The 18,336-nt window shown below is 42.3% G+C and carries 18 protein-coding genes and 1 tRNA gene; 11 read left to right on the top strand and 8 right to left on the bottom strand.

The features are described 5' to 3' along the window. The first annotated feature begins 60 nt into the window (after positions 1-60). From AB4249_RS20530 to ybaK, 5 genes are all read left to right on the top strand, one after another. Entirely contained in the window at positions 61-444 is a 384-nt protein-coding gene (locus AB4249_RS20530) for a SirB2 family protein (protein WP_009848726.1), read from the top strand. Between the two features lie 27 nt (positions 445-471). Beyond that, positions 472-1,281 (top strand): SirB1 family protein, encoded by an 810-nt coding sequence (locus AB4249_RS20525; protein WP_171733548.1) that lies wholly within the window; start codon positions 472-474, stop codon positions 1,279-1,281. 22 nt (positions 1,282-1,303) lie between these two features. After that, complete coding sequence (gene kdsA / locus AB4249_RS20520; RefSeq protein ID WP_017069619.1) at positions 1,304-2,158, top strand: 3-deoxy-8-phosphooctulonate synthase; 855 nt, start codon at positions 1,304-1,306, stop codon at positions 2,156-2,158. Positions 2,159-2,613: 455 nt separating this feature from the next. Continuing rightward, positions 2,614-4,275: a bifunctional UDP-sugar hydrolase/5'-nucleotidase UshA gene (gene ushA, locus AB4249_RS20515; RefSeq protein ID WP_372104582.1), complete on the top strand. Its 1,662-nt coding sequence runs from the start codon at positions 2,614-2,616 to the stop codon at positions 4,273-4,275. A gap of 118 nt (positions 4,276-4,393) precedes the next feature. Continuing rightward, positions 4,394-4,867 carry a Cys-tRNA(Pro) deacylase gene (gene ybaK / locus AB4249_RS20510; protein WP_050651812.1) on the top strand — a complete coding sequence of 158 codons (474 nt, stop codon included), beginning with the start codon at positions 4,394-4,396 and terminating at the stop codon, positions 4,865-4,867. Between the two features lie 104 nt (positions 4,868-4,971). Here ybaK and rluF read toward each other — a convergent pair whose 3' ends face one another. The 3 genes from rluF to AB4249_RS20495 all read right to left on the bottom strand — a co-directional run bounded on the left by rluF (position 4,972) and on the right by AB4249_RS20495 (position 7,174). Further along, the gene (gene rluF, locus AB4249_RS20505; RefSeq protein WP_372104579.1) at positions 4,972-6,105 is read right to left on the bottom strand and encodes a 23S rRNA pseudouridine(2604) synthase RluF; all 1,134 of its coding nucleotides are present in this window, start codon (positions 6,103-6,105) and stop codon (positions 4,972-4,974) included. A 176-nt stretch (positions 6,106-6,281) separates the two neighbouring features. Further along, complete coding sequence (gene smrA / locus AB4249_RS20500) at positions 6,282-6,863, bottom strand: DNA endonuclease SmrA (RefSeq protein WP_017062320.1); 582 nt, start codon at positions 6,861-6,863, stop codon at positions 6,282-6,284. Between the two features lie 170 nt (positions 6,864-7,033). Next, entirely contained in the window at positions 7,034-7,174 is a 141-nt protein-coding gene (locus AB4249_RS20495) for a DUF3149 domain-containing protein (RefSeq protein ID WP_017062321.1), read from the bottom strand. Between the two features lie 255 nt (positions 7,175-7,429). On the opposite strand from AB4249_RS20495, the gene AB4249_RS20490 reads away from it, so the two are divergent. Then, positions 7,430-7,506, top strand: a tRNA-Pro gene (locus tag AB4249_RS20490). Positions 7,507-7,608: 102 nt separating this feature from the next. Here the strand turns inward: AB4249_RS20490 and AB4249_RS20485 are convergent. The 3 genes from AB4249_RS20485 to AB4249_RS20475 all read right to left on the bottom strand — a co-directional run bounded on the left by AB4249_RS20485 (position 7,609) and on the right by AB4249_RS20475 (position 10,326). Beyond that, positions 7,609-8,277 carry a LuxR C-terminal-related transcriptional regulator gene (locus AB4249_RS20485; RefSeq protein ID WP_017064159.1) on the bottom strand — a complete coding sequence of 223 codons (669 nt, stop codon included), beginning with the start codon at positions 8,275-8,277 and terminating at the stop codon, positions 7,609-7,611. A gap of 494 nt (positions 8,278-8,771) precedes the next feature. Further along, positions 8,772-9,629, bottom strand: coding sequence for a curlin (locus AB4249_RS20480; protein WP_102428680.1), 858 nt, complete (start codon positions 9,627-9,629; stop codon positions 8,772-8,774). Positions 9,630-9,714: 85 nt separating this feature from the next. Continuing rightward, the gene (locus AB4249_RS20475; RefSeq protein WP_017064156.1) at positions 9,715-10,326 is read right to left on the bottom strand and encodes a hypothetical protein; all 612 of its coding nucleotides are present in this window, start codon (positions 10,324-10,326) and stop codon (positions 9,715-9,717) included. Between the two features lie 313 nt (positions 10,327-10,639). Between AB4249_RS20475 and AB4249_RS20470 the strand changes: the two genes are divergently transcribed. From AB4249_RS20470 to AB4249_RS20460, 3 genes are read left to right on the top strand one after another with little or no spacing between them, the layout of a single operon-like run. Next, a complete protein-coding gene (locus AB4249_RS20470; protein ID WP_017064155.1) occupies positions 10,640-11,116 on the top strand; it encodes a curli production assembly/transport protein CsgE in 477 nt (158 codons plus the stop codon). 10 nt (positions 11,117-11,126) lie between these two features. Continuing rightward, positions 11,127-11,537: a curli assembly protein CsgF gene (locus AB4249_RS20465; protein WP_102333662.1), complete on the top strand. Its 411-nt coding sequence runs from the start codon at positions 11,127-11,129 to the stop codon at positions 11,535-11,537. Between the two features lie 16 nt (positions 11,538-11,553). Next, a complete protein-coding gene (locus AB4249_RS20460; RefSeq protein WP_102428681.1) occupies positions 11,554-12,390 on the top strand; it encodes a CsgG/HfaB family protein in 837 nt (278 codons plus the stop codon). 84 nt (positions 12,391-12,474) lie between these two features. Here AB4249_RS20460 and AB4249_RS20455 read toward each other — a convergent pair whose 3' ends face one another. Both AB4249_RS20455 and AB4249_RS20450 read right to left on the bottom strand, forming a co-directional pair. Then, positions 12,475-12,897 (bottom strand): hypothetical protein, encoded by a 423-nt coding sequence (locus AB4249_RS20455; protein WP_102321503.1) that lies wholly within the window; start codon positions 12,895-12,897, stop codon positions 12,475-12,477. A gap of 131 nt (positions 12,898-13,028) precedes the next feature. Beyond that, positions 13,029-13,907, bottom strand: a complete 879-nt coding sequence (locus tag AB4249_RS20450; RefSeq protein ID WP_029235194.1) for a TraB/GumN family protein — start codon at positions 13,905-13,907, stop codon at positions 13,029-13,031. A 404-nt stretch (positions 13,908-14,311) separates the two neighbouring features. Between AB4249_RS20450 and AB4249_RS20445 the strand changes: the two genes are divergently transcribed. Then, the gene (locus AB4249_RS20445; RefSeq protein WP_372104576.1) at positions 14,312-16,963 is read left to right on the top strand and encodes a beta-N-acetylhexosaminidase; all 2,652 of its coding nucleotides are present in this window, start codon (positions 14,312-14,314) and stop codon (positions 16,961-16,963) included. 533 nt (positions 16,964-17,496) lie between these two features. Then, positions 17,497-18,189 carry an oligogalacturonate-specific porin KdgM family protein gene (locus AB4249_RS20440; protein WP_017064150.1) on the top strand — a complete coding sequence of 231 codons (693 nt, stop codon included), beginning with the start codon at positions 17,497-17,499 and terminating at the stop codon, positions 18,187-18,189. Positions 18,190-18,336: the final 147 nt, after the last annotated feature.

Below are 18,336 nucleotides of genomic sequence, written 5' to 3'. Positions count from 1 at the left end.
TTAACGGGTATTGTGAGGCTCGTGTTAACGAAAGCACATATAAAAATATAAAGGAATACCATGTACGAAGGTCTAAAACATTTTCACCTATTAACGATTGCTATAAGTGCGCTACTTCTCTCGATTCGTTTCGCTCTTATGATGGCTAACTCACCTAAGCTTAAGCATCCTTTCTTGCAGCGTTTCCCTCATATCAATGACTCGTTGCTATTGCTATCGGGTATTGGTTTGATTTTCATCACTGGCTTTATTCCATTTACACCAGCAGCACCATGGTTAACCGAAAAACTAACTTGTGTTATGGCTTACATCGCATTAGGTTTCTTTGCGCTTAAGCTAGGTAAAAACAAGCTACTGAGAGTATTCTCTTTCTTTGGTGCGCTTGGCTGGTTAGCGATGGCAGGCAAAATCGCAATGACCAAGACACCAACATTTTTCGGTTAATGATCTCCTTATTTCGGTTAACTATCTATGTACGAATTTTTTGATGAAGACTTTGACCAGCTAGAATTAGCTGAAGGTGCATTGATCTTAAATAAAGCGATTAACCCAGAAACTCAAGACAGTTGGGCAGAGCAAGAGCTAGCGAGATTGTTAAAAGACGCCGAGTTTGCTTTGGTTAATGAAACCGATGAACAGCAGAAGTTTGAATCTTTTATTCGACTATTCTTTTATGAATGGGGTTTTGCTGGCGATAAAGATGCGTATTTCTCTTCGGAAAACGCGTTCATCGATAAAGTGCTTGAGAGAAAGAAAGGTATTCCAGTCAGTCTGGGGGCGATTTTTCTTTTTCTAGGTCGCAAGCTAGGCTTTCCTGTAGAGGGCGTCTCTTTCCCGACTCAATTCTTACTTAAAGTAAGTTGGTACGGGCAAGCTACAGCTTATATTAACCCTTATAACGGTGAGTATGTTGGCGAACAAACGCTGCGAGCATGGTTAATTGGACATGACGGCCCATTAGCTAAGGTGAAACCTGAGCACTTAGAAGTCGCCGACCACCCAACAATTATTGGTAAGTGGTTAGCCCTGCTCAAGAGTGCACTGCTGCGAGAAGAGCGTTATACACTTGCATTGAAGTGTACTGACCTTGCTTTGACGTTTGTACCTGATGACCCATATGAAATCCGTGACCGCGGTTTTATCTATCAGCAGCTAGACTGTCACCAAGTAGCCGCAACCGATTATCAATACTTTATCGACCAATGCCCAGATGACCCGGCATCTGAGTTACTGAAATCTCAAGTGAACGTCATGAACGAAAAGACAGTGGTTGTTCACTAATTAATAATTATTTAGAGAGAATATGATGGAACAGAAAACAGTTCATATTGGCGATATGCCAATTGCTAACGACAAGCCATTTACGCTATTTGCAGGCATGAACGTTCTTGAATCTCGCGATCTTGCTATGCAGATATGTGAGCACTATGTAAAAGTAACCGAGAAGCTGGGCATCCCTTACGTATTTAAGGCGTCTTTTGATAAAGCGAACCGCAGCTCAGTTCATTCATACCGTGGTCCAGGAATGGAAGAAGGTCTCAAAATCTTCCAAGAGCTGAAAGATACTTTCGGCGTGAAGATCATTACTGATATCCACACAGAAGCTCAAGCTCAGCCTGTTGCGGATGTGGTTGATGTAATCCAACTACCTGCATTCCTAGCTCGTCAAACTGATCTTGTTGAAGCAATGGCTAAGACTGGCGCAGTAATCAACGTGAAGAAGCCTCAGTTCATGAGCCCGAATCAAGTTGGCAACATCGTTGATAAGTTCGCTGAGTGCGGTAATGACAACATCATCCTTTGTGAGCGTGGCGCTTGCATGGGTTACGATAACCTTGTTGTGGATATGCTTGGCTTTGGCGTAATGAAGAAGTCTTCAAACGGTAGCCCAATCATCTTCGACGTGACGCACTCTCTACAAATGCGTGACCCATCAGGTGCTGCATCTGGCGGTCGTCGTGAGCAAACGGTTGAACTTGCTAAAGCGGGTCTTGCTACGGGTATTGCGGGTCTGTTCATTGAAGCTCACCCAAACCCAGACCAAGCTCGTTGTGATGGCCCATCTGCGCTACCTCTAGACAAACTAGAGCCGTTCTTGAAGCAGATGAAAGCACTTGATGACCTTATCAAAGGCTTTGAGCATATTGATATTAAATAATTGAGATGGATGTGAAGTAACGGAAACGTTATTTAACAAAGTTGATCTAAGAAAGCCCAGTTCTCTGAATTGGGCTTTTTTTTTATCTCGTAAAATCAGCCGAACATAAACCGTTCATTTAAAGAGTTGTTAACGTGGCGGGTTATTACCTAAGAAACTCTTATATGAGTGTTAGGTCAGTCCTGTTTGCAGTAAATTACTGATATTCATCACACTTTGTAAGTAAACGATTGCTTGTGATGCAGGGGAAGTTTGAGTGTAATCTCATAATTTTGTTACACTTAACTGTTGACCTATGCGTGACCAATTCGACATAAATATGAAATCGTCGTGTTACATCTAGAATGTTAATTTAAGATTAGTCATGTTGAAGTCTTATTGTTCGAACTCCAGGAAAGGGGTCGCAATAGATTATAAAAAGCAGTGGATTCCCTAAAAAGTTCAAAGGTATGACAATGAAGCAACGCCTTATTCTAAAGACAGCACTAAGTGCTGCAATTCTAGCTACTCTAGCTGGGTGTGCGTCTCAATCAGCTCATGATTGGAACCAAGACGAAACTTACAAGCTAACGATTCTTCACACAAACGATAACCATGGTCGTTTCTGGCAGAATAAATATGGCGAATACGGCATGTCTGCACGTAAAACGCTAGTTGACCAACTTCGTTCAGAAGTTGAAGCAGAAGGCGGTAGCGTGTTGCTTCTATCTGGCGGTGACATCAACACGGGTGTTCCAGAGTCAGACCTTCAGGACGCAGAACCTGATTTTAAAGGTATGAACAAAATTGGTTACGATGCCATGGCATTGGGTAACCACGAGTTTGATAACTCTTTAGACGTATTACAAAAGCAGATCGACTGGGCTAACTTCCCAATGCTATCTGCAAACATCTACGATAAAGCGACAGGTGAACGTAAGTTCCAAGCTTACGAGATGTTCGAAAAGCAAGGCATCAAGATTGCGGTTATTGGTTTAACAACTGAAGATACCCAAAAGATTGGTAACCCTGAATTTATCGCAGGCATCGACTTCCGTGATCCTAAAGAAGAAGCGAAGAAGCTAATCGCTGAACTTAAAGAAACAGAAAAACCGGATCTAATCTTTGCTGTGACTCATATGGGTCACTACGAAAATGGCCAACGTGGTGTTAATGCTCCGGGTGATGTCGCACTTGCTCGTTACCTAAACGAAGGCGATCTAGACATGATCGTTGGTGGTCACTCTCAAGAGCCTGTATGTATGGAAGGCCCTAACGTTGCGAAGAAAAACTTCAAGCCGGGTGATGAGTGTAAGCCTGACGTACAGAACGGTACTTACATCGTTCAAGCTCACGAGTGGGGCAAGTACGTAGGTCGTGCTGATTACGAATTCCGTAATGGCGAGCTAGAGATGGTGAGCTACGACCTGATTCCAGTTAACCTTAAGAAGAAAGTTAAGATCGACGGTAAGAAGCAACGTGTTCTTATTCAAGCTGAAATCGCACAAGACCCAGAGCTACTTGAATTCCTACGTCCTTTCCAAGAGCAAGGTCAAGCACAGCTAGAAGTTCAAATCGCTGAGACAAATGGCAAGCTTGAAGGCGATCGTAACGTCGTTCGTTTCCAACAGACCAACCTAGGTCGTTTGATTGCGACTTCTCACATGGAGCGTGCAAAAGCAGACTTCGCTGTGATGAACTCTGGTGGCGTTCGTGACTCAATTGAAGCCGGTAATGTTACTTACAAAGATGTACTGAAGGTACAGCCTTTTGCAAACATCCTGACTTACACAGACATGACGGGTAAAGAAGTTCTGGATTACCTAAATGTAGTAGCGACTAAACCAATCGATTCTGGTGCTTACGCTCAGTTTGCTGGTATCTCTATGACAGTAGCGAACGGTGAAGTATCGAATGTATTCATCGGTGGCAAACAGCTTCGTCTAGACGAAACTTACCGTTTCACAGTACCAAGCTTTAACGCTGCTGGTGGTGACGGTTACCCTAAACTGTCTGATCACCCAGGTTACGTAAATACTGGTTTTGTTGATGCTGAAGTACTGAAAGAGTACCTAGAAGCAAACAGCCCGGTTGACGTGAACAAGTACGCGCCTTCAGGCCAAATGGTTTACAAGTAATTGAATCCAAGCAATTGTATCAATAGGTGCTAAATTAGATTGACTCTAGCACCATGATAAATTTAACTAAAGCGACGCCTCGGCGTCGCTTTTTGTTTATCTATCGTTTGGATTTGTTATGACCCCAGCAATCAATCTCGCCAAGAAAAAGAAAATCGCTCATAGCGTGCATCAGTACCATCATGATGCCAATAATACGAACTATGGTTTAGAAGCCGTTGAAGCGCTTGGTCAAGATCCCAAACGTGTATTCAAAACGCTGTTGTTCTGCTTGAATGGTGTGGCGAAAGATTTGGCAGTCGCCGTTATTCCTGTCGACCAGAAGCTAAACCTAAAGCTGGCAGCAAAAGCGGCGAAAGGCAAAAAAGCAGAGATGGCTGATCCAGATATTGCTCAGAAAACCACGGGTTATGTCGTGGGGGGAATTAGTCCGCTTGGTCAGAAGAAAGCACTACCTACCTTCGTTCATTCCAGTGCGACAGGTTTTGAAACGATATGTGTGAGTGCAGGTAAGCGTGGGCTAGAGATTGAATTAGACCCAAAAGACTTAACACTTCTGACTCGCGGCCAGTTTGCTGATTTATGTTTATAGATTGTCGTCGTCATGATGATAAAACTATCGAATGACCAACAAAAACGCCCGCTAGACTAATCTAGCGGGCGTTTTTATCGAGAGTCTCGTCTTACTGATTCAGACTACTTCTTCAGACCTAAAGTACCACCAACACGCTTTGGTGCAGGTTTGTTCGGTCTGTTTGAATCTTGGCTGCGGTTTGCCGGCTTCCCGCTTCTACGATCGGTATTATCGCGATCTGTGCGATTGCGATCCGAACGATTTCTATCTGAATTAGAACGCTCTGAACGAGAGTTCGATTTCCAGTTCTCGGTATTACCACCGCTTTCACCATTCGATGAATTGCGGCCACGCTTTGAATTAGGTGCATGACGGAATTCATCCGCATTGTTACCGCGGTAAGTGCGAGTACGGTTCTCGTTTTGATTACGGCGCGCTGTTGAAGCTTGGTTCTCTTCACGGCTATCAAAAAGTTTCGCGTCAGTCGCTTTGCGAATGCGTTGACCTTTCGCGTTCATTTTTGACGCATCTTCCGTACTTACTGAGCCTTCACACATCGCTAAAATTTCAGTGATCTCTTCGTCGCTCAGGTAGCGCCATTTGCCGTTAGGAATACCGTCTAGTGAGATATTCATAATACGAACACGGCGTAGCTTAAATACTTCATAACCGAGCGCTTCACACATACGGCGAATTTGGCGGTTAAGGCCTTGTGTTAGCGTAATTCGGAATGAGAACTTAGTCTCTTTCTCTACTTTACATGGCAAAGTGACTGTATCGAGAATGTGAACGCCAGCGCCCATTTGCTTCAAGAATTCCGTCGTAATCGGCTTATCTACACGCACCACGTATTCTTTCTCGTGGTTGTTACCTGCACGTAGGATCTTGTTTACGATGTCGCCGTCATTGGTTAGGAAGATAAGGCCATCAGAAGGCTTATCTAGACGACCAATCGGGAAAATGCGCTTGTGGTGGCCAATAAAGTCGACGATGTTGCCAGGAATATCACGCTCAGTCGTACAGGTGATACCTGTTGGTTTATTGAGAGCAATGTAAATCGGCTTCTCTTTTGAGCGAACAGGCTTATTGTCGATCTCAACATCATCACCTGGCAAGACTTTAGTACCCATTTCAGGGATCTTACCGTTAATAGTAACTCGGCCTGCATCAATCAGTTTATCGGCTTCGCGGCGTGAGCAAAAACCAGTTTCACTGATGTATTTATTAAGGCGTTTAGCTTGGGATTCTTGTGGCATGATATTCTCTTAGCGTTTCACAACGGAAATGTAGATAAACAAAAAGCAACCTTTGGATAGTTGCTTTGAGTTGAAATTCGTTAACTGAGGTAATTTTAGCACTTGGTGTGAGTCTAGGCACGAAATATCGATCTTGATGCAAAATCGTTACTAGTCCATTTATCTATCTCAACCTATTAACTGGTGCGTTTTTGATGGCGCTCTCTGTTCTCTAGCTTTTTCTCATTACTCTTTCTGAGCATTACGTAGACTGCGCCCGTACCACCATGAAATTGCTGAGCAGAATGAACACATTGAACGTCGTTGATTTGTGTTAGCCAATTTGCCACGTAGCTTTTCATCATTGCAGGTGGATTCGAACGCTCACCCTTACCATGAACAATGATGACGGTACGAACATCCATTCTTAAACACTGACGCAAAAATGAAAGCACTTCGTTACGTGCGTCTTTCAGTGTTTTCCTATGAAGGTCGAGCTTGGCTTGAATAGGGTATTTTCCTAGGCGCAGCTTTTTGTATACGCCTTCTTGTACACCGTCTTTTTTATAAGCAACAACATCGTCTGGCTTGATCATTGGCGAATAGTCTAATGATAAGTAGTCTTTCTCGTCGTCAGACAGCCACATTGCGGCTTCACGCTTAGCAAGGTGAGATTCGGTGACTCGGTGTACTTTCTGGTGTTCAGCGGTGTCATGGTCGATACGTTTAACATCGCCCATCATTTCTTGGAATAGATCTAAGTCATCATCATGAGACATAGTGTGTATCTCAAGTTGGAGAAGGATAGGGTAAGTATACCTAAGTTGAGGTTAGGTTTAAAAATGAAAAAACCGGAGAAGACAATAAGTCTGCTCCGGTGCAAAGCGTTTTGACATTTACTTATAAAGTAAAAGAATACTTAAAAGTAAATGATTTAGGCAGAGCGATTCTAGTGAGGAGATTTTTCAGTCATAACTTTGTATATGAAGAAGCCTCCATAAAACATCATGAGACCCAGAGCCCCGAAGATTACTATCATTGAAGATAGTCCCACCGCATTACCAAATAGGAGATCTAGCCAAAAGTCCATGTGTATACCTCAAAGTTATATGACATGGCTTAGTGTATTAACAAGCATTATCAATTCACTGATCTGGATCAATCCTGTTTCATAAGTTAAATACTTGTTGGTAACTGTGTGTTTTTCGTCACATCATGCTCGTTGTTGTATGTCTTTTGTTCGAACGATTCAAAATCGCAATAAATATGAGAAAAAGCCCTTGCGGATAAATTCAGAACCCGTATTATACGCTCCATCGACAGGCAATGAGCCAGTTAGATATCTCGGTGAATAGCGCAGCTTGGTAGCGCATCTGGTTTGGGACCAGAGGGTCGGGGGTTCGAATCCCTCTTCACCGACCACATTAGAAAAAGCCGTAGCAGAAATGCTACGGCTTTTTTGTATTTGGGATTTCTACATTCTAACTGCATTGACTGTTTATGGTTGAGGGCAGAGAGTTAGGTCTATTGGACAAACTCATTTGTCGCAACGTTGTTCTTAACCCAGATCAAAGCTTGTAAGCGATTCTTCACCTTGATTTTTTTAAACGTGTTGTGAAGGTGTGCTTTGACCGTATTCTCACTGACATAGAGGGTATCTGCTATCTGAGTGTTAGATGCTCCATCACCGAGTAACTTAATGATCTGCTGCTCGCGTTTGGTCAGCTTGAGGTAATAAGGACTGGTTTTCGCGCACTGCCTCTCTCTGTAGAAGCTAATGTACTGGTAAATGAGCTTTCTACTCATCCACATCTCGCCTTGCAAAATGCAGTTAAAGCCGGCCACGAGCTTTTCAAGCGTGTCCGACGTATAAAAAATGCCGACAAGATACTGCCATTTAAGCATTTCAGAGTGCGGGAAATCGCCTGGTGTATTGAGTAGCACTTCATGGACATCACTTGCTACGTCATCTCTGAGCTCCTGGTATTTCTCAATGTATTGCTTACTCATTGTCGGGAAATCAATAATAATCAGAACTAAGTCATCGTTTTTTAGGGATTTAGCACTGAGCCTTTCCGGTGATATGAGTTTTATGTTCAGGTTAACTTTCTGTTCTATAGACTCTTTTAGTAGTATCGATTGTAAATTGTTCTCCGCAAGTAAAATGGCGTTATGAGCCTCCAGTTTAGCCATGTGGAACTCCTTTTCTTAACTCATTACTTGAACTTTAGGTGTTTTAGTTTAAAGCACGTATTGTTATTTTGCTAATTTTTAAAGCTAATTATTCATCAAATCTATGAAATTAATTTAATAGTATTGTCGAAGGTAAAATAATACTTAAGTAGAAAGAGGGAATTACCGAGATTTATGGTTTTATTTTATTGATTGTACAGTCTTTATGAATTTTCCAGATCCCCTTGTTTGGGTGAAGTTTTATAGTGGCAGGAAACTGATTTATATTAATAATCAACGTTGTAATACCACTATTCGTATTCTGGTTGAAATTAGAGTTGGTGTTCGTACTCAACGTTAATGAAGATGCCACACTGTTATTTATGGTCAGAATAAGACTTTTATTTTTTATCAGGCACTGTACTGAATTTAAATCAGAAGAAAATCCATTAAAATGGAAAGAAATAAATAAAACGGCGATCAACGCCGTTTTAATATATGCACTCTTTATCATATTAATTCTGATAAATTATACCGACATTACCACTTGCGCCATTACCTGAAACGAGAGCAGTATCATAAGAGGTTTGTTCAATCATAAATTGGTTTGAACTGCTGTTTGTTAAGCTAACAATGGCATCTGAATGAGATCCTGTTTGTAACGTGAATACTCGGTTATCGCTACTGCTCACGAGATCGATATCGACATAGTTATCGTCGCCACCACCAACATCGGTGTTGACTATCGTTTGAACATAGTTATTATCGCCGCTGATATCGATGTCTACATCATTATTATCAACACTCGCGTTACTAAACTCGGTATAGGTTGTATTGGAGTTACCAGAGACATTCACATCAGCTTCATTGTAGTCAGCACCACCTAGAGCATTGACGACAGAGATGTTCTCGTTACCCACTTGTGTAACTCGTAAATCATTGCTTCGACCATAAGGTTGAACTGTAATTTGGGCTTGGTTACTAACACCATCTTGATCAACCCAGGCGTTGTTGTTTACATAGCGTAACTTAACGTGAGCTTCATTGAGATTGCCATCTTGTTGAACCACTACGTCAGAGTTATAGCTAGCATGTGTGTCAACTAGTGCAACATGCCCATCAGTAACACCAGACGTGTTCTGGTTAATGGTGACATTGGCATTATCGCCACTACCCATTTGCCAAACGGCAGTATTATCCATCGCTAAAGGTTGAATACCGGCTACTGTCGATGATATGCCAAGATCGGTTGTTCCTTCTATTGTCCCCAACGCTGGCTCAGAGGCTGGAAAAGGAGCAGGTAAATTATCTGCGTATGCTGCATTAAAGCCCAGAATAGCACCGACTATAATTCCAATTTGTGTAACTTTCATAAGTTGTATCCTTATACATTTCCATGTCGACTATGTTGTTACTTCATCGAGAAGCAACGGTGAATCAAGCTTTCCATACTGCGCGCTAATTGGCTTGATTGATGTGAATTCTCATTGAGCTAGACGCTTTCACTAAAGCAAAGTCGTTGCCGTCTTGAGAAATTCCTAAATTACTTCTTCCAGAACCAACCAAATAAGCAGTATTGCCATTGCCTTTTTGGTCAATGCTCAGCTGACTACTCTGTCTTGAGAAGTTAGCTTGTCCGATAACTGCTAAATTGTTATTCCCGTCTTGGGAAATAAGCGCTTCAGAATTTACTCCGAGTTGCCCAATAGCGGCATCGTTATTTGAACCATTCTGGTCTATTAAGGCGGTATTATTGCGCCCTGTTTGACCAATGTATGCGGAGTTAGAACTTCCGCTTTGCGTTATCTTCGCTCTGTTGTTCGCGGTAATACCAGGACTGCGTTGCTTTATTATTGCTATTGAATCAGTAGCATTAGATATATTTAATTCTGAATAATTATCTAAATCTCCAGAAGAGAAGCTTTCTAAATAATTATAATCATTGACTATATCTTGATTAACATTATGTAAAAAATCCCCTTCTATATCTGACGCGATAGCATTATTAAAACCTCCTGATAAAAAATATAAACAAGTTAAGCTGATAAGTGATGCTTTCCCAATTACCATCATCTTTACCTTAAAGTGTTCGTGATTATGATCCCTACGAAAATAAACTGCGTAGGGAATGAGTGAACCTTTGTCTTATCGAAATCCTAGGCCTTGAATTTACGAACAGCTATAAACTTAAAGTTGAAAATATTTAGTTGTTCATATGAAATTTAATTAGTATTTGACCGAATCCTACCAACCTTAGTTAATCAATTCCCTTCAGTAATTAATTCGAAAGTTTATATATGCCACTGTAAGCATGAATTACGCTTTATTCAGTTTCAACGAATCACATTCTCATTTTGTAAATAGACTTTGAATGGGAGCACATATGAAAATCAAGCTGCTTACAATAACTCTGCTTTCCTTTGCTCTTCATGCAGAAGAAAAGAGTCATGGTCTTGAAAATGCTGCTCCTTTAGAAAATGGACAAAAACTTGAGGACTCGACAAATAATCTTAAGGAAAAATTCAATGACTTCAGTGAAGTCGATGGAATCATTGTGGACAGAACCATTACGCGGTTGGGAGAGGATTTCTATTTTTTCTTCTCGCAATCGCTCAATGATAGTTATCCCGACCTTAAGGAAAATTTGACGGTAAAAGAAAGGCCAACGGCGTTATCAGGAAGCATCATAGAGGTTCAACACTCTAGAAAACCGATCTTCCGTACGGCGTTGTCCCCTGGTCGTAGACAAGCGAAAGAACGCGCTGCCGATGCAACACGAGTGGTTGGGAATTACATCATCCGATGGCAAGCGGAACGGATCTTTCAGGACACTTACGATCTAGACCATGATGAATTTTAAGGAGCCAAGGATGTCGATATTTTTCAGAAAGGCCGCGCTCATTGCGCTGATAGTTTCGCCTTCGGTTTACTCAAGCGAATTAGTTTATACGCCCGTAAATCCAAGTTTTGGCGGAAACGCTTTAAACAGTTCTCACCTTTTTAATCACGCTAATGCTATCAATGATTATGAAGACCCAAGTGCAAGGGATATCTTTGATGAGCAAGAATCAGCCTTAGATCGTTTAGCGTCTAGTTTAGAGTCCCGTTTAATTAGCCAATTGCTTGCTGACGTGGGTAATGGAAACACGGGGCAGTTGGAAACTGATGATTTTTTCCTGAATATTGTGGATGATTCCGGGACTTTGTTGGTTCAAATCGTCGATAAAGAGACTGGGGAATCGACAGAAATCAGTGTCTCTGGATTAAACCCCGACCTCTAATCACAAGGATTGTGTTATGAAATCGATCATTATCGTCTTCTTGACCTTTGTGTTGGGAGGGTGCACTTACTCTATGCAAATTCCAGAGACTTCTGAAACGCCAAAGTTGATGCCGAGAGGATCGACTTATACGGACCTGATCTCATTACCTCAGCCTCGCGGTAAAATACTTGTTTCGGTTTATGATTTTAGAGATCAAACGGGACAGTATAAACCTCAGCCAAACAGTAACTTTTCCACAGCAGTGCCACAGGGTGGAACGTCTTTACTGACCACGGCATTGATAGATTCCCAGTGGTTTGTTCCTCTAGAGCGTGAAGGGCTCCAGAACTTGTTGACGGAACGTAAGATCATTCGTGCTGCTCAGAAAAAAGACAAGGTAGTGAACAATCACGGAGCCGACTTAACATCGTTGAGCTCTGCGAATATCGTTATTGAAGGCGGTATTGTTGCTTATGACTCTAATATTGTTACAGGTGGGGCTGGTGCGAAGTATCTTGGCATTGGTGGCTCAGGGCAGTATAGAACCGATCAAGTGACAGTTAACTTAAGAGCCGTTGATGTAAGAACAGGGCAAGTTCTGTTGAGTGTGACTACGACAAAAACCATTTCATCACATGAGATAGGATTCGGCGCATTCAGGTTTGTTGACTACAAAGAACTATTAGAAGTTGAAATGGGCTACAGCCAAAATGAACCCGTTAATATCGCTGTGATGTCAGCGATTGATGCTGCGGTAATACATCTTATTGTAAAAGGCATGAAGCGTGGAATGTGGTCGCCGGGCGATCCTAATGCACTACAAAATCCAATTATTGCTCGTTATTCCGAAGAGAGCGCCGACATATTGTAAGCAACCGAGTAAGCAGCAAAATAGGGCTATGCGGAAAACGGACCTTTCCCTTAGCCCTGTTTTTTTCTTCAAGCAACTCAATGATCAATTCACATCACACGTAATATCTTTTATCGGTGTTTCCGAGGTAACAAAACAAACATACGCTTCCGCTGGCTTATTCGGGCCTATTCGAATGTAACCTGCCTTTATTTCATCTTCATCAAACGTCACCGAGTGAGAGCTTCCCGTTTGGTTGTCGTAAAAGTTTGCTTCAAAATTGTTGTTCATTTGGCTTGCGATACGGTTTCGTGTTGTAGATGTTGTGAACGTAATATTGGCGCAGCGCATCGGTGGTTTCTCTGTAATCAAAAACTGTCCGCTTTCTTTATCTAATACACCGCCTTTGGTATCCGGTTGTATGTCTATCGCCTGAAACTGTTCGATGGTGCATGTTTCTTTGGCTGAGGCTATTGAGGGCATCAGCATCGTGAGGGCTAAAGGGAAAGCAAAAAGTACTGGTTTCATTAGAACAACGCTATAGGTAAAAAGAGCGAAAGATAATAGCACTGCAATGGTGCTATTAAATGTAAAGATTCTGTTATTAAGGAAATGCTTTTATAACGAAAACAAAATGAGGTTGAGCATCGTTAGCTTTTTTAGCTAGTCTCAAATTGACATTGGGCTGATTGGCTTTGTGATTGCTGAATGACACTGAAGCCTTTCTTTTCTAATAACTGTATAAGGTTACCTTCTCCAATTAGGTGCAAGGTACCAACTACTATCATGTAGTTCCCTTTAGTCTTAAGCTTCCAATCATTGGAGGATAGTTTGTTTGCCCAGTCTATGTTGCGATCGGTTAAGAATGCTTTCTCAAGTTCAGGCGACATCTCTGACAGTTCTGAGAAGGCTTCCAGCTTCGCTAAATCACCCGCTTTCCAGCTTTCAATCAGGCAATGAACCACGCGATCAGTTTGGTCAAATTCTTCAAGGCTACTGACTAACCACTCTTTACCGTCGTCCTTTTGTTTTGTCATCAGGTCTATTTGGAATTGCAGAGGCTCCAAACTGATAACCGGAACATCTTGGGTAGTCGCTTTGTTCGCTAGCGTCGCATCAACGCCGCTGGCGGAGCCATAACCAAGGTTTTTTAACTGCTGCATTTGTATGGAGAGAGAAGTTGCCCAAGGCGGTGAGCGAAGCAGTTGTTGCGTCGGCATGCCCAATGATTTTGATATGTCGGTTAATAATTGCAGCTGTTCTGTATTGAGTACATCGGCAGTCGTGAGTTTGTTGCGGGGATATACAACGCCATCAGACTTTCTGATATCCGTTTCGATAATTAAGCCATCACTGTTTTTTAGCGCGTCGGTGATCGCCGAAGGAAGGGGGTACATACTCTCGTCTCCAACGTGCACTGAACCTAAGATAGTGAGTGTCAGATCATCCTTTTGTGCTTGCCAATAAAGGGGCTCGGCGACCGCTTGCCTAGCTGAAAAAGCGAGAACGAATAAAACCATGTACCAGAGTGGACGCAAAGGGAGCTCCTTAAGGAAGTATTAAACTCGTTAAAATCGATTTTGACGGTGTTTTTTAACGGTTTTTTTTGAGAACAATGTCACGTTGTTTGTACGAAAAGTATAATAATACGCTGAAACTCTAAATCCTTTCTGACTACCAATGACACGATTTTATGAAATCGGTAAAAAAGATTGTGATTCATTTCTCAAATTTTACGTCAAAATTAAAATGACGGAAGTGCCGTTGCTTGTAACTTGATGATTTTATTTAAATTAAACTTATCAATATTTTTGAGATTTGAAGCCGATCACTTTATTAGCTCGATTTAATTCACGGTAAAAAATAAGCCCATATAGTTTATCTAACTTTCGAAGCGCTCCATTTTGCTTCTTACTCAATTTTTAATTTATGGGTGAATACGATGTTAAAGAGAAACTTACTATCTGTAGCGGTATTGGCTGGCCTAACAGGTTGTGCAGTAACGCAAGCACCAGAACAAAAAGTAGTGAATGCACTGGCTGATAATCTTGATGTTCAGTACGAAATTCTAACTAATCATGGTGCGAATGAAGGCTTGGCTTGTCAGGACCTAGGTGCTGAATGGGCGTCATGTAATAAAGTGAACATGACGCTAACCAATGACGGTGAAGCGATTGACTCTAAAGATTGGAGCATCTACTTCCACAGTATTCGTCTTATTTTAGATGTTGATAATGAGCAATTTAAGATCACTCGCGTTACTGGTGACCTTCACAAGCTAGAACCTACTGAAAAATTTGACGGCTTTGCGGCTGGTGAAGAAGTGATTCTTCCATTAACCAGTGAATACTGGCAACTGTTTGAAACTGACTTTATGCCAGGTGCATTCGTGACGGCGCCAAACGCAGAACCTAAGATGATTGCATCATTGAATACAGAAGATGTTGCATCGTTCGTAACTGGTCTAGAGGGTAATAACCTTAAGCGTACGCCTGATGATAATAACGTAATGGCGACAGCGGTGACGCGTTTTGAAAAGAATGCTGATCTAGCAACTCAAGATGTATCAACAACGCTATTGCCAACGCCAATGTCGGTAGAAGCGGGTGAAGGTTCTGTAAGTATTGCTGGTGGTATTGCTTTACCAAACGACGCATTCGACGCTGATCAGTTCGCTGCAATTGAAGAACGTGCAGATGTGGTAAACGTAGATGTGAGTGGCGACCTACCTGTGAGTGTCGCTGTTGTTCCTACTCAGTTTACGGGTGATTTAGCGAAATCTGGCGCTTATGAACTAAGCATCTCGGAAGAGGGGATTGCAATTAAAGCGTTTGATAAAACGGGTGCTTTCTACGCAGTTCAGTCTATTTTTGGCCTAATAGATAGTCAGAACGCTGAATCATTACCACAACTGTCAATTAAAGATGCGCCGCGCTTTGATTATCGTGGTGTGATGGTGGACGTTGCTCGAAACTTCCACTCAAAAGATGCCATCCTAGCAACGCTAGATCAAATGGCGGCATACAAGATGAATAAACTGCACCTTCACCTAACGGATGATGAAGGTTGGCGTTTAGAAATTCCAGGTTTACCAGAGCTAACGGATGTAGGGTCTAATCGTTGTTTTGATTTGGATGAACAAAGCTGCTTACTGCCTCAGCTAGGTTCTGGTCCAACAACAGACAACTTTGGCTCTGGTTTCTTTAGTAAAGCGGATTACGTCGAGATCCTAAGCTACGCTAAAGCGCGCAGCATCGAAGTTATCCCTGAAATTGATATGCCAGCACACGCTCGTTCAGCTGTGGTATCAATGGAAGCGCGTTACACTCGTCTCATGGCGGAAGGCAAAGAAGCAGAAGCGAACGAATACCGCTTGATGGATCCGCAAGATACATCGAATGTAACCACGGTTCAGTTCTACGATAAGCAAAGCTTCATTAACCCATGTATGGAGTCATCAACTCACTTCGTCGATAAAGTAATCTCTGAAGTGGCGGCAATGCACCAAGAAGCGGGCGTACCGCTAACGACTTGGCACTTCGGCGGCGATGAAGCGAAAAACATCAAGTTAGGCGCAGGCTTACAAGATATTAATGCAGAAGATAAAGTGGCTTGGAAAGGCAACATCGATTTGTCTAAGCAAGATAAGCCGTTCCAACAATCACCACAATGTCAGTCATTGATCGCTGATGGTACTGTAAGCGATTTCGGTCATCTACCAAGCCACTTCGCAGAACAGGTTTCTAAGATTGTTGCTGAGAAGGGTATTCCCCACTTCCAAGCATGGCAAGATGGTCTGAAATACAGCGAAGGCGAGGAAGCATTTGCGACCGAAAGTACACGCGTGAACTTCTGGGACGTTCTTTACTGGGGCGGAACTTCATCAGTATACGATTGGTCAGCAAAAGGGTATGACGTGATTGTCTCTAACCCAGACTACGTATACATGGATATGCCATACGAAGTTGATGCAGCTGAGCGTGGTTACTACTGGGCAACACGTGCAACCGATACTCGTAAGATGTTTGGCTTCGCACCAGAAAACATGCCACAAAACGCAGAAACATCATTAGACCGTGATGGCAATGGTTTTACTGGTAAAGGTGAGGTTGAAGCGAAACCTTTCTACGGTCTGTCAGCTCAACTTTGGTCAGAAACAGTACGTACTGACGAGCAATATGAATACATGGTGTTCCCTCGCGTATTGGCAGCAGCAGAGCGCGCATGGCACCGAGCAGATTGGGAAAACGACTACAAGGTTGGTGTTGAATACTCTCAAGAAACTAACTTAGTGAATAAGCAAGCGTTGAACAGCGACTTTAATCGCTTCGCGAATATTCTTGGTCAACGTGAGCTAGCTAAGCTAGAAAAAGCGGGTATTGATTACCGACTACCAGTTCCAGGTGCGAAGGTTGTTGACGGTAAGCTAGCGATGAACGTTCAATTCCCAGGTGTAGAGCTGCAATACTCTGCTGATGGCGAAAACTGGCTAACATACGATGAGCAACAACGTCCATCAGTTTCTGGTGAGACTTACATCCGCTCTATTTCAGAAAGTGGTGAGAAAGTAAGTCGAGTGACCTCAGTTAAATAATCGATAAGCACTATTAGTAGAAGAGCTCCTGACCTTTATCTTATTCAAGATAAAACGGGAGCTCTTTTTGTTTACTGCGAATTAGGTGCATATCCAAAATTGAAACATATAGAAATCGCCTTTGGTCATATCATCAACAATGCACATAAGGTGACTTTAATCCCAAAAGTGACGCGCTTCTCATTATTCTCTTCAAAAAATAAGCCCCCTGTAAAAAACTCTAAATCAGATGTGATTCAACTATCTAGATCTAATTTTTCTTCGTGAAATAACGTGATCCCGATCTGTATATTTTTCCATCTTAAGTTTTTTATCAATTTTTATGTTTTTAAGTTGTTGATTTTAAAGTTTTAAATAACTTGTCTTTTTTTGATAGTGAGAGGGATCACTCTGCTGTCCCTTTTATTTTTAAACGCGAATTAATTCGAGCAACATAGATTTCATGCCAGGGAGGCTACCAACTACTCAAGCGGTGAAGGTGAATGATGTACCGAAGATGTGCCGCTGAAAAAATTAAACTAAGGCAGTTTACTATGAAAAAAATTATCGCTCTAAGTGCTCTTTCTCTTGCTTTCGCTTCTAGTGCTTTTGCTGGTTCTTCTTACGTAACGGGTAACATCCAAATTCATGACGATGGCCGTATCCACGGTTCTGACATGACTTCTACGCTAGAAGCTGGTCACACGTTTGATAACTCTCTAGGCGGTTTCACGGTTTATTCTGAGTTTGATGGTATCCAACTGGGCAAACTTGAATCTGAAAATGGCGGTGCAGGTAATACTACTCCAGGCATCACTGTAGGTGGGGAGCAATCTTTCAACATCACTGACAACCTATGGGTTGCTGCGGGTTACCAACATCTATTCTCTGCGGGTGAAAGCATTCAGTTCCGTCCACTAGTTAAGATCGGTTACAACTTCGACAACGGCATCTCTATTAGTAACCGTACTCGTGCACACATCGATGATACTTCAGCTAATGCTGACACAGATTACCGTATGGATAACCGCATTGCTTACACAGTGAATGCTGATTTAGCGCTTAGCTACAACAACGTTTACATGATTGATGCTGAAGCGATGGACCACGAGTTACGTGCAACATGGACTCGTCAAGGTGTTCAACCTTACTTTGAATTCCGTAGCCAAGCTAACGGTGTAGATTTCGCAAACGGCGATTCTAAGCAGAACAACGCATTCGTATTCGGTGCTTCTTACGGCTTCTAAGCTGATTCGCTTGGTTGCTTAGTCTATTAGATTATTAGCCGAGTGAGCTTCTTCGCTAAATAGCTTTTTGCTAAATAGCTTGCTAGCTAATTAGCGAGGGGAACATAGCGGTACTAACAGCCCGGTTGGTGCCGCGACAAGATTTGC

The organism is Vibrio sp. 10N.261.55.F4, assembly GCF_041470465.1.
Classification (GTDB): Bacteria; Pseudomonadota; Gammaproteobacteria; order Enterobacterales; family Vibrionaceae; genus Vibrio; species Vibrio crassostreae_C.
The sequence above is the reverse complement of the archived record's forward strand: the minus strand, read 5'-3'. Positions and strand labels throughout refer to the sequence as shown.

Excerpts from the sequence above, each read along its gene's own strand:
- AB4249_RS20530 (WP_009848726.1), top strand. The coding sequence starts at position 61 with ATGTACGAAGGTCTAAAACATTTTCACCTATTAACGATTGCTATAAGT.
- AB4249_RS20525 (WP_171733548.1), top strand. The coding sequence starts at position 472 with ATGTACGAATTTTTTGATGAAGACTTTGACCAGCTAGAATTAGCTGAA.
- kdsA (WP_017069619.1), top strand. The coding sequence starts at position 1,304 with ATGATGGAACAGAAAACAGTTCATATTGGCGATATGCCAATTGCTAAC.
- ushA (WP_372104582.1), top strand. The coding sequence starts at position 2,614 with ATGAAGCAACGCCTTATTCTAAAGACAGCACTAAGTGCTGCAATTCTA.
- ybaK (WP_050651812.1), top strand. The coding sequence starts at position 4,394 with ATGACCCCAGCAATCAATCTCGCCAAGAAAAAGAAAATCGCTCATAGC.
- rluF (WP_372104579.1), bottom strand. The coding sequence starts at position 6,105 with ATGCCACAAGAATCCCAAGCTAAACGCCTTAATAAATACATCAGTGAA.
- smrA (WP_017062320.1), bottom strand. The coding sequence starts at position 6,863 with ATGTCTCATGATGATGACTTAGATCTATTCCAAGAAATGATGGGCGAT.
- AB4249_RS20495 (WP_017062321.1), bottom strand. The coding sequence starts at position 7,174 with ATGGACTTTTGGCTAGATCTCCTATTTGGTAATGCGGTGGGACTATCT.
- AB4249_RS20485 (WP_017064159.1), bottom strand. The coding sequence starts at position 8,277 with ATGGCTAAACTGGAGGCTCATAACGCCATTTTACTTGCGGAGAACAAT.
- AB4249_RS20480 (WP_102428680.1), bottom strand. The coding sequence starts at position 9,629 with ATGAAAGTTACACAAATTGGAATTATAGTCGGTGCTATTCTGGGCTTT.
- AB4249_RS20475 (WP_017064156.1), bottom strand. The coding sequence starts at position 10,326 with ATGGTAATTGGGAAAGCATCACTTATCAGCTTAACTTGTTTATATTTT.
- AB4249_RS20470 (WP_017064155.1), top strand. The coding sequence starts at position 10,640 with ATGAAAATCAAGCTGCTTACAATAACTCTGCTTTCCTTTGCTCTTCAT.
- AB4249_RS20465 (WP_102333662.1), top strand. The coding sequence starts at position 11,127 with ATGTCGATATTTTTCAGAAAGGCCGCGCTCATTGCGCTGATAGTTTCG.
- AB4249_RS20460 (WP_102428681.1), top strand. The coding sequence starts at position 11,554 with ATGAAATCGATCATTATCGTCTTCTTGACCTTTGTGTTGGGAGGGTGC.
- AB4249_RS20455 (WP_102321503.1), bottom strand. The coding sequence starts at position 12,897 with ATGAAACCAGTACTTTTTGCTTTCCCTTTAGCCCTCACGATGCTGATG.
- AB4249_RS20445 (WP_372104576.1), top strand. The coding sequence starts at position 14,312 with ATGTTAAAGAGAAACTTACTATCTGTAGCGGTATTGGCTGGCCTAACA.
- AB4249_RS20440 (WP_017064150.1), top strand. The coding sequence starts at position 17,497 with ATGAAAAAAATTATCGCTCTAAGTGCTCTTTCTCTTGCTTTCGCTTCT.